Here is a 9,919-nt window from a genome sequence, read left to right as displayed (position 1 = left end):
CATTTGCCGTAAGCTTCCTTCAGATTCCGCCTCGCGGCGGACACCCTTGCTTTTGGCTAACGGTAGGCGTTCGCCAGCCCCCGTTCGGGACTTTCACCCTAGAGATGACGCCCATGCTGGGCGTACAAAGCAAAAAGCAAGCTGCCGCGGCAGCTTGCTTTTTTATTAATCCTTTGTTATCCATGGAGGTCCGAATCCGTTAGGAGCCCAGACGGCGCGCGGTGACGTAGTTCTTCTTCCAGTAGGAGGAGTTCATGTTCGTGAACTTGACGCCGCCAGAGCCGTACGTGTTCAGCATTTTCCCGTTGCCGGCATAGATGCCGACATGGCCGATGAAATTGCCGCGGCTTGGTACCTTGAAGAAGACGAGATCGCCTTTCTTCAGATTCTGCTTCGACACGTAACGGCCGACTTTCGCTTGGTCGCGCGCGGTGCGTGGCAGGTTATAGCCAAGCTTCTTAAACACGCGCATCGTGAACGACGAGCAGTCGAAATATCGCGTCGTCGACGTGCTAGCGCCGAATTTATAAGGCGTACCCAGGAAATTATCGCCGTAATTCAGCAGCTTGGATGCGGACGACGACGACAGGGCGTGCGCTTGCGGGGCTTGTCCGAAGCCGAGTGCCGTCAAGCCGATTGCGGCGCTTAATCCGATGGCGAAGAGTTTCGTTTTCGTTTGTCTGATATTCATAAGATGAGTCACCCTCCGTATAAAAAATTTGGTTCGGTTTCCGGCTATGTAACTACCTTACCAGATTGCGCATTACCTATTTGTTTCCACTAAGAGGCGAACCCCGCGTGGTTCCACGGCCTAAGCGGCTCTATGAGAAAGTCATGAAAAAAATTTCACGTTCCAAATTCATGAAAACGCGTTCTCGCAAGGAGAAGCTGCGGAGCTTCCGTGGAGGAAGGCGCAATTATTTTGCCGGAAACCAGCCGGACGGCGGAGGGAATTCGGAGTGCGCATCGAACTTCATGAATAAGTCTAAGCCGGCTGGTTGGCCGACGCGGAGAAGTCAGACTAAGAAATCTCATCATCGGGGCAAAGGGGAATGAGCGAGTGCAGCCTACCCGAAACGTCATCCTGGTGTCCGGTCCTAGCGGGAGCGGGAAAACCTCGCTGGCGAATTGGATCGGAGACCAATGCGGCTACTCCGTCGTGAGCGAGGATGAATTCTGGCACGAATTCAAAGCGAACGACCCCCGGAATGGGGTGCGAACGCCTGAAGAAGAACGGATCGTTCAAAAGCAAGTCGCGGCGGAGATCCATAAACGTCTGGCGGAGGGAAAGCAAGTGGTTGTTGAATTCATTCTGTATTGCGATCCGCCAAGACCGTTGCTCGCGTATCAAGAGGCGCTGGCGGGGGAAGCCTCGAATCTGCTGGTGGTCCTGCTCAAGCCGTCCGTGGAGGCGATATTGGCACGAAAAAGGAGCCGGGGCCGCGATACCGAGCAGGATGCCGCCGCCGAAGCGGCAATCGCCGCGAGCCAGTTGAAATGCTTGGACAGTCCTCACATCAAGAAGGAATGGATCGTGAACAACACAGACCTCGACATCGCGGAAACCTTTGATCAGCTTGTGCGCGAGAATCACGGTTTCTTCGCGTAAAGCAGGGTCCCGCCCGAAGCGGCTTCGCTTGTGCCTGACGACCGTTTGTCCTCGAACCGGCACGAAAAGTCATGCTCTGAAACCGCGCGCCGCGCGGTTTTCTTTGTACGGGAAGCACGGTTCATGGAGGAAATGTGTTTCATTCGAGATGATACATTGACAGTCACAGTAATATGGCTTATTATGCGGATATGGAGGTGATTGGCATGAGCGAGAACAAAATCACGTCCGACCTGCTTCGCGGCCATACGGATACGATGATTTTAAGGCTTCTGTCCGAAGCTGATCGTTACGGGTACGAAGTCGTCAAGCTGATCGCCGAGCGTTCGGGCGGCGAGTACGAACTGAAGGAAGCCACGATGTACTCCAGCTTCCGGCGGCTAGAGGCGGATGGCGACATCACGTGGTACTGGGGCGACGAGTCGCAGGGCGGACGGCGCAAATATTTTCGGATTACCGAGAAGGGCAAGCAGACCTACGCCCGCAACAAAAGCAACTGGGAATATGCCAAACGCGTGCTGGAAAATTTAGTCTAGGGAGATGGATGAGGATGAACGCGAAATTGACGGAGTACTTGAACAGCGTGTTCACGCCGTACGACGGGGTCAAGAGCGTCACCGAATTAAAGGCCGATCTGCACGCCGATCTGCAGGAACGCTACCGCGAGCTGAAAGCCGAGGGCAAGGACGACGAGACGGCATTCAAGCAAACCGTTGAAAGCATCGGCGACATCGAAGAGACGATTATGGAGGTCGCCAACCTCTCCCGCTCGCTGGAGCGGCAGGTGCTGACCAACTTCAGCGGCAGCAACCTGGCGGACAGCGATTTTGCCGGCGTGACCGCCCGAAGGGGACAGTTTCAAGGCAGCGCGCTGCGCGGCTCCGACTTCTCGGGCGCGGATCTGACCGGCAGCTCGTTCAAGGGCAGCGACGTCCGCGGCGCGAATTTCGACGGCGCGAACCTGACGGACTGCGTCCTGTCCGCGCTGGACTTAGGGAACGCGAGCTTCCATAAGTCGATCCTGGTCCGCACCAATTTCAGCAAATCGGGACTGGACGGCGCCCGCTTCGCGGACGTCAAGCTGACCGACGTGACCATGTCGCTGACCGATCTGAGGAAGGCGGCATTCGAAGGCTGCGTCTTCGACGGGGTGGACTTCAGATACACGGATCTGAGCGGGCAGCGCTTCGACGGCCAGACATTTATCGGCGTGAAGTTCGACAAAGCGGCGCTGACCGATGTCTCGTTCCATGGCGCAACCTTGAAAAACGTCTCGTTCAAGCCGGGGTTCACGCTCACGAACAAGTACTACAAGATGATCAAAACCCTCCGCTTCAACGGCGCGTCGATGGATAAGTTGACCTATGCGCTGCTCAAGGGCATGGGAGCCGAATTGTCGAACGTGACGGTCATTTAGCGTGCGATCCTGCGCTTTTCAGGTCCGATGGCGGAAGCGGCACTTCAACCTACGCCGACCCGGTCAACCGGCTCACCGGCATCCTGCTGACCCAGGTCGGGAAGTCCACGCCGGATTCGGCGCGGCTGATCCACGACTTTTGGACCACGGTCTACCAAGCCATCGAAGACTGACGGCAAGCTTCCGCGCACCCATGTGAATAAAGTCTCGACGAGTCGATCGGAATGGACCGGGGGGAAGCCGGACGCCATGCCGACGGTTTCGCCGAGGCTTTCTTTTTTATGGCGGAGTTTAAGAATTCAATCCTACTGGCGCGATTAGTAAATAATTTTAATCTAGATATTGATATATTTGATTTCTTCCTGTTTACAAATTAAGGATGCGGCCTTATAATTCAATTACAGAAAGGAGCTGCGCATGAAATATCCCATCCTCACGCAATGTCCGGTATGCGACCATCCGCTTCACGCCGTCAAGCTGGAATGCGGCCATTGCCGGACGACGATCGAGAACCGCTTTGAATTGTCGAAGCTGGCTCGGCTCTCGCCCGAACAGCTCCATTTCGCGATCACCTTCCTCGTGAACCGGGGCAATATCAAGGAAGTGGAGAGGGAGCTCGGCATCTCGTATCCGACGGTGCGCGGCAAGCTTAACGACATCATCGCGGCCCTCGGCTACGATACGCGGAAGAAGCCGGAAGCCGACCATAAGAAAGTCCTGTCCATGCTCGAGAACGGCGAGATCACGGCGGACGAGGCGGTTAAACTGTTGAAGGAAGAATAAGGAGGAGGCTGACCCGATGAAAGAGGAAATCGGCAAAGTGCTGGCCATGATGCAGGAAGGCAAAATCGATTCGGAACGCGCTTCGGAGCTGATTGCCGTGCTGAAGGAGAAGCAGACGACGCTTGCGCATGCCGCGCAGGCGCAGGGCAGACCCGGTTATGGCGCCAGACTTTCGCCCGGTTCTGGCGGGTACTTGAACAAGACGCTGAAAATTCGGATAACCTCCCAGCAGAACGAGAATATCAACGTTAATTTGCCGATCAAATTCGTGAAGGCCGTTCTCGGAGCGGGGCACAGCATCGCGTCCAATATCCCGCAGGCGGCGAAATACGTGAAGGATATCGACATCGCCCTGCTGATCGATGCCATCGAGAACGAGCTCGACGGACAAATCATCGACGTCCGCTCCGGCGAAGAGACCGTCTCCGTCGTCATCGAGTGACGGCAGATGATGATCGTGAAGGTCAAGAACAAGGGGCGCGCGTTTACGATTCCGGTCCCGTATACCGTGCTGCGCTTGGGATGTGGCGTGCTGACCTCCGGTATCGCGCGGCGCAAGATGAAGGATTGGCTGAGCAAGCGCGACGAACGCGAGGGGGCATCGGACGACAGCCGGCTCGGCGCCGGGCTGGTGCTGTCGATTCTCGATGACCGAAGCACGAAGCGGGCGGTCAGGCAGCTGATCGGGGAGCTGCAGCGCTGCAAAGGGACGGTCCTGGTGGACGTGCGCGATCAAGACGGCATGGAAGTGTCGATTCGGTTGTAGACGAAGCGGCATCGGGATGCACGGCCGGTCCGGCCGGCGGCTATCGGGCAACACCGGAACAAACCAACCATCATTCTCGCGATGGCTGGTTTTTTTGTTGATGCCTCGAGGCGCCGGGCATGCGGCGCGCCGGGAATATTCGATTCCCGTTAAGGGGAATCTGGAGGTGGGCATCAGACGGCACGATTAACGCCGACGTAGGCGACCCGCCGCGGCACCCGCGTCTCGAATCGCTGCCTATATTTGATGACGATAGGAGTTTGAGACGATGATCAAAGGGTTCGGAGGCATTTTCTGGCGAACGGCAAATGTGGACGTGACCAAAAAATGGTATAACGACGTGCTGAAGCTCGACATCAACGATTGGAACGGCGCAATGATCAAGGCCGAGCCGGGAACCGAGACGATCTTCTCCTTGTTCCCCGAGGATAGCGGTTATTTTCCGGCCAACCAGCAGGTGATGTTGAATTTCCGGGTCCATAATCTGGACGAGGCGTTGAGGCATCTCGAGCAGCTCGGCGTACCGCTTGCGAAGCCGGCCGAAAGCAGCGAATACGGCCATTTTGCCTGGATCGAGGATCCGGACGGCCGGCTGATCGAGCTGTGGGAGAAATAGCGCCGATTTCGAGGTAAAATCATCCATCCGCCAAAATGCTAGAACAAAACGAGACGAAACGCGTCTATAGAGTATCTTGGTTGGAAAGGGTGTCCATAAGATGCAACAAAGCACAATCAAATTCGCGGCCTTGGCGTTGCTGATTCTGACGACAACGACGGTCCAAGCCCATCGCGTCCATGCGGATGCGGCGCAGCCGCCGTCCTTGCTGCTGGATGGCCGTCCGCTGGCGCTCGCCGCGCCGCCCGTGATCGAGAACGGGGTCAGCTACGTGCCCGTACGTCCGATATTCGAGGCGGAAGGGGCCAAGGTAAGCTGGAACGAGCAAACGCGCTCGGTTACGGCGACGAAGGACGATACGATCATTACCTATCGGCTCGGCGACAAGCAGGCTTACAAGAATGGGGAAATGCGCGCGCTTGCCGCGCCCGGGAAATTGATCAACGACTTCTCCATGGTACCGCTGCGGTTCGTCAGCGAATTGATGGGCAACGTCGTCCAATGGCATGCTTACGACCGGTCTATCAGCATCTCGTCCGTCCATACGCTCGAAACCGAAATTACATACGGCGTTAACCTGAGAACCGAGCCAAATTCGGCAGCGGATGCCTCCGTCGTCCGGATGCTGGCGAAAGGACAGCGGATCCACGTCATCCGCACCGTCGACGCGAAGTGGCTCGAGGTGCAGACGGAGGACGGGAAGATCGGCTTCATGTCGGCCAAGCCCAAATATTCGAATTACGCGAGCCCGGACCTGAAGCTGAAGCAGGCGGACGAGCTTATCGCGTTCGGATCGTCGTTCATTGGAACGGATTATCAATTCGGCGCGCCGACCGATCAGACCGATGCCTTCGACTGTTCCTCGTTCGTGAAGCGCGTGTTCGGCGAAGTGCTCGGCATCGATCTTCCGCGCATCTCGTACGAGCAGGCGAAGGAAGGCCAGGAGGTCAAGCTCGCCGACCTGCGGAAGGGCGACTTGCTGTTCTTCAGCGCAAGGGGGCTCGATATCGGCCACGTCGGCATCTATGCCGGGGACGGCAAGATCCTGCATACCTATTCGGACAAGCTGGGGGTCCATATCGAGGCGTTCGACGGGCAGTGGAAGGACCGGTTCGTGACGGCCCGAAGGGTGTTCTAGCCCGTGTTCCGACCCGGGTATTCAAGAGAGGCGAAGACCAGGCTGGCGCGGGCGCCAGCCTTGTTTGCCGTCTGGATGCCGGCGCCGCCATCTGAACGAGGTTCATAAATTTTTAAGCTTTTCAACCGGTTTCTCTTTATTTCTTGGCGTTACGCTAGAGTCAGAAGGAATGAGGAGGAGACAAGCAAGTGAAAAAAGGTGTCGTATGGATTGCGCTGCTGCTGCTGACGGCGGGCGTATTCTATGAGCGGTTCAAGACGGAGGCGGATCCGGGAATGCCGGCGGAGCAAGCCATGAACGCGAATGCGCCGGTCATGGACGCGAATCAGGCGGAAACGACGGAACCCGAGCATAGCGTTCCTGCGGGCGGGCTTTCGATCCGCGTCATGGGCGCCCAAGTGCATGAGGGGAATCTACTGCTCGTGAATGAAAACATCGCGGTGCCGCCGAGCGACGCGGACGCCGAAGCGGTGAATTTGTACCAGCATCGGGAGCTGGTGAACGGTTTCGGCCTGCTGGACAACAAGATCCGGCTGTCGCCCGACTTAACGGCCAGATTCGCCTCGATGATCAAGGATGCCGCCAAAGACGGCGTCGACCATTTTCTGATCAGCAGCGGGTACCGCAACGTCGAAGAGCAAGAAGCGCTGTACCAATCATTGGGTCCGGAAATCGCGGCGGTGCCGGGGCACAGCGAGCATAGCTTGGGACTCGCGCTCGACATCGGTTCGACGCAGGCGCAGATGAAGGACGCGCCGGAAGGGAGATGGCTGGAGGCGAATGCCTGGAAGTACGGGTTCATCGCGCGTTATCCGGCGGATAAGACAGATGTAACCGGCGTCATAAACGAGCCTTGGCATTTCCGGTACGTCGGGCTTCCGCACAGCGAAATCATGCAGGACAATCATTGGGTGTTGGAGGAATACCTGGCTGCGCTTGAGGAACGCGGATCAATCACGGCGACCGTCGGGAACGACACCTACGGCGTTTATTATTTTCCGGTGTCATCCGATACGACGCTTCACGTGCCTGCCGAAGGCAAGTACGAGCTGTCGGGCAACAATACGGACGGCGTCATCGTGACCGTGCTGGAATCGTAAAGGAGTATAACAAAGGAAGCCGATCGCATGGATCGGCTTCCTTTGTTATGATTCGGCTATTCCCGCAAGCCCGAGCTCCGTTGCAGCGAGGCCGAGCCGGAACGACCCCAGCCGGAACGACCCAAGCTCGAGCTCTGTTCGGATCGGCTGTTCATAATTGCAGGATCGGGTCACCCGTGCGACCTGGGCGCCGGCGGCATGACGTTCTTCGAACGCCGGTTGTCCACCCGCAGCCTGCGCTGCAGGAAGCCGAGCACGATGTCGGCGACGATCGCGAGCAGCGCCGCAGGGATGGCGCCGGAGAAGATACGCAGCGAGTTGCCGTTGTTGATGCCCGCGTAGATCTCCCGGCCAAGCCCGCTTCCTCCGACGAGCGGGGCGATCGTGGCGACGCCGATGGCGATGACCGCGGAGATCCTAAGGCCCGTCATGATATAGGTCAACGCGAGGGGAAAGCGGACGTGGAACAGGATTTGCATGGTGCTCATGCCGACGCCGCGCCCCGCTTCCACATAGCTCGGATCGATCTGCTGCAGCCCGATGTACGTGTTCCGAACGATCGGATTCAGCGAATAGAGAAACAATCCGACCGTTACCGTCGTCGACCCCAGTCCCATGATCAGCAAGAGCAGGACCAGCATGGCCAAGCTCGGGACGACCTGCAAAATATTCATGATGGCCAGGATGATCCGCGCGAGGGCGCGGCTTCGCGTACAGATCGCGCCCAGCGGAACGCCGACGAGGAAGGCGAAGCCGACGCCCGTAAGCACCATCAGGATATGCCGGTACAGATAGCCGAGCAGCATATCGTAGTTCCGCTGCACGTAGTCGATGAAATCCCAAAACGTGAGATGGGGCTCTGCCATTCACAATCCTCCTTGCGATTGAAGCGCTGCATGAACGCTTCTTACGATTTGAGCAAGCCCACCCGCTTCAAGTAGGCGAGGGCGACTTCGCGTTCGCTTTTCTTGCCGATATCGACTTCGTAATTCAGGTCGACCATCGTCTGGACGTCGATTTTCCCGATCAGCTCCGAGACGGCTTCCGCGACGCCTGGATACTTTTTGATCGCATCATTGCGGATCACCGGCGATGCGTCGTACGGCGGGAAGAATTGCTTGTCGTCCGCCAGCGTTTTCAATTGATACGCCTTGAGCCGCGCGTCAGTGGAGTAGGCGAGCACGATGTCGACTTGATTTTGGGCGACCGCGTTGTAGACCAGGCTTAATTCCATTGGGAATGTTCTGCCGAACGTAATTCCGTAATACTTGGAGAAGGCGGGATAGCCGTCGGAAGAGCGCTCAAGCCAGGACGTGTCGACCCCGAGCCGCATGTTCGGCGCATCGGGCGCGATATCAGAGATTTTCTCGTAGCCCTTGGCCTTGGCCAGATCCGCCCGCACGGTGAAGGCGTACGTGTTCTCGAAGCCGAGCGGATCCATCCAGTCGAGGTCGTAATATTTGTCGAACCCGGCCTGCGCTTGCTCGAGGACCTTCTGACGATCCTTCGTCGCCTGGATCGGAAAATGGTTATTGAAGATTTCGCCGGAATAGAGCGTACCCATCTGCAGGTCGTTGCGCTCGATGGCTTGCAGTACGACCGGGCTCGACGCGAGATCCGGAATAATATCCGCCTTGACGTCCGTCCGGTCTTCGATAAGCGCCTTGTACATTTCGGCTAGAATCTTGGTCTCGGTGAATGTCTGAGCGCCTATGATGAATGTATCCAATGTATCTCCCGTGCCGCAGGCGCCGAGCGTCAGCAGCATCGCGCACAAGCCGAGCGCCGTTATCGTCTTGGTCAGCTTCGCAATCATCGGTTTCCTCCATGTTAGATCGTCATTCGCTTCGCCCCGCCGTACCGTCCGGTCAGCCACTTCTCGAGTACGCCCAGCAGCACGTCCACGAGCAGCGCGAGCAGGATGGAGCCCAAAGCCCCCGTCACGATCAGCTCCGGCTTGTTGACCGCCATGCCCGACACGATCAGCTGGCCCAGGCCGCCGGCGCCGATCAAGGTCGCGAGCGTCGCCCAGCTGATGATGTACACCATCGTGACCCGGATGCCCGACATGATATAGGGCACCGACAGCGGCAGTTGGACCAGCAGGATGCGCTGCATCGTCCCGTAGCCCATGCCCCTCGCCGATTCCAGAACATTGCGGTCGACGGATTCGAAGCCGTCGTACGTATTGCGAAGAATCGGCATGATGGTGTACAGCAGCAGCGCGACGACCGCCGGCTTCGTGCCGATCCCCATGAGCGGGATCAAGACGGCCAGGAGCGCCAGGCTCGGCACGGTCTGCAGCAGATTGGCCGCGAAGAACACGATGCCGTTGATCCAGCGGATCTGATTGTACACGAGCGCGATGCCGAGCGGCACGGCCAAGACGGTGCCGAGCACGATCGCCGTGAGCGAGATGGCCAAATGCTGGCCCAGCGCATGCAGAATGTCAGCATAACGCTCCTGCAAAAACGACCAATAATCCAGCAT

Annotated in this window: 13 protein-coding genes and 1 pseudogene; 10 read left to right on the top strand and 4 right to left on the bottom strand. The window is 57.7% G+C overall.

The window, feature by feature from the left end; translation table 11 throughout:
* Nucleotides 1–199 precede the first annotated feature (199 nt).
* Nucleotides 200–691: a C40 family peptidase gene (locus tag ACFPB1_RS02880; protein ID WP_379221656.1), complete on the bottom strand. Its 492-nt coding sequence runs from the start codon at nt 689–691 to the stop codon at nt 200–202.
* 369 nt (nt 692–1,060) lie between these two features.
* Between ACFPB1_RS02880 and ACFPB1_RS02875 the strand changes: the two genes are divergently transcribed.
* The 10 genes and pseudogenes from ACFPB1_RS02875 (at nt 1,061) to ACFPB1_RS02830 (ending at nt 7,429) form a co-directional block, all read left to right on the top strand.
* Nucleotides 1,061–1,609, top strand: coding sequence for an AAA family ATPase (locus ACFPB1_RS02875; protein WP_379221654.1), 549 nt, complete (start codon nt 1,061–1,063; stop codon nt 1,607–1,609).
* Between the two features lie 206 nt (nt 1,610–1,815).
* Nucleotides 1,816–2,145: a PadR family transcriptional regulator gene (locus tag ACFPB1_RS02870; protein WP_379221652.1), complete on the top strand. Its 330-nt coding sequence runs from the start codon at nt 1,816–1,818 to the stop codon at nt 2,143–2,145.
* Nucleotides 2,146–2,159: 14 nt separating this feature from the next.
* Nucleotides 2,160–3,026, top strand: a complete 867-nt coding sequence (locus tag ACFPB1_RS02865; protein ID WP_379221650.1) for a pentapeptide repeat-containing protein — start codon at nt 2,160–2,162, stop codon at nt 3,024–3,026.
* Between the two features lie 17 nt (nt 3,027–3,043).
* Nucleotides 3,044–3,199: pseudogene (locus ACFPB1_RS02860) on the top strand (serine hydrolase); the annotation flags it as partial.
* Between the two features lie 244 nt (nt 3,200–3,443).
* A complete protein-coding gene (locus ACFPB1_RS02855; protein ID WP_379221648.1) occupies nt 3,444–3,809 on the top strand; it encodes a DUF2089 domain-containing protein in 366 nt (121 codons plus the stop codon).
* A 16-nt stretch (nt 3,810–3,825) separates the two neighbouring features.
* On the top strand, nt 3,826–4,251 hold the full coding sequence (locus ACFPB1_RS02850) for a hypothetical protein (RefSeq protein ID WP_379221646.1): 426 nt from the start codon (nt 3,826–3,828) through the stop codon (nt 4,249–4,251).
* A 6-nt stretch (nt 4,252–4,257) separates the two neighbouring features.
* Entirely contained in the window at nt 4,258–4,575 is a 318-nt protein-coding gene (locus tag ACFPB1_RS02845; protein WP_379221644.1) for a hypothetical protein, read from the top strand.
* 268 nt (nt 4,576–4,843) lie between these two features.
* On the top strand, nt 4,844–5,191 hold the full coding sequence (locus ACFPB1_RS02840) for a VOC family protein (RefSeq protein WP_379221642.1): 348 nt from the start codon (nt 4,844–4,846) through the stop codon (nt 5,189–5,191).
* A 100-nt stretch (nt 5,192–5,291) separates the two neighbouring features.
* A complete protein-coding gene (locus ACFPB1_RS02835) occupies nt 5,292–6,329 on the top strand; it encodes a stalk domain-containing protein (RefSeq protein ID WP_379221640.1) in 1,038 nt (345 codons plus the stop codon).
* A gap of 188 nt (nt 6,330–6,517) precedes the next feature.
* Nucleotides 6,518–7,429, top strand: a complete 912-nt coding sequence (locus ACFPB1_RS02830; protein WP_379221638.1) for a M15 family metallopeptidase — start codon at nt 6,518–6,520, stop codon at nt 7,427–7,429.
* A 170-nt stretch (nt 7,430–7,599) separates the two neighbouring features.
* On the opposite strand, the gene ACFPB1_RS02825 is transcribed toward ACFPB1_RS02830, so the two are convergent.
* From ACFPB1_RS02825 to ACFPB1_RS02815, 3 genes are read right to left on the bottom strand one after another with little or no spacing between them, the layout of a single operon-like run.
* Complete coding sequence (locus ACFPB1_RS02825; RefSeq protein WP_379221635.1) at nt 7,600–8,295, bottom strand: ABC transporter permease; 696 nt, start codon at nt 8,293–8,295, stop codon at nt 7,600–7,602.
* A 41-nt stretch (nt 8,296–8,336) separates the two neighbouring features.
* The gene (locus ACFPB1_RS02820; RefSeq protein ID WP_379221633.1) at nt 8,337–9,245 is read right to left on the bottom strand and encodes a glycine betaine ABC transporter substrate-binding protein; all 909 of its coding nucleotides are present in this window, start codon (nt 9,243–9,245) and stop codon (nt 8,337–8,339) included.
* 14 nt (nt 9,246–9,259) lie between these two features.
* Nucleotides 9,260–9,919, bottom strand: coding sequence for an ABC transporter permease (locus tag ACFPB1_RS02815; RefSeq protein WP_379221630.1), 660 nt, complete (start codon nt 9,917–9,919; stop codon nt 9,260–9,262).

The sequence above is a fragment of the Paenibacillus sp. GCM10023250 genome (assembly GCF_042653205.1).
Lineage (GTDB): Bacteria > Bacillota > Bacilli > Paenibacillales > Paenibacillaceae > Paenibacillus_Z.
The sequence above is the reverse complement of the archived record's forward strand: the minus strand, read 5'-3'. Positions and strand labels throughout refer to the sequence as shown.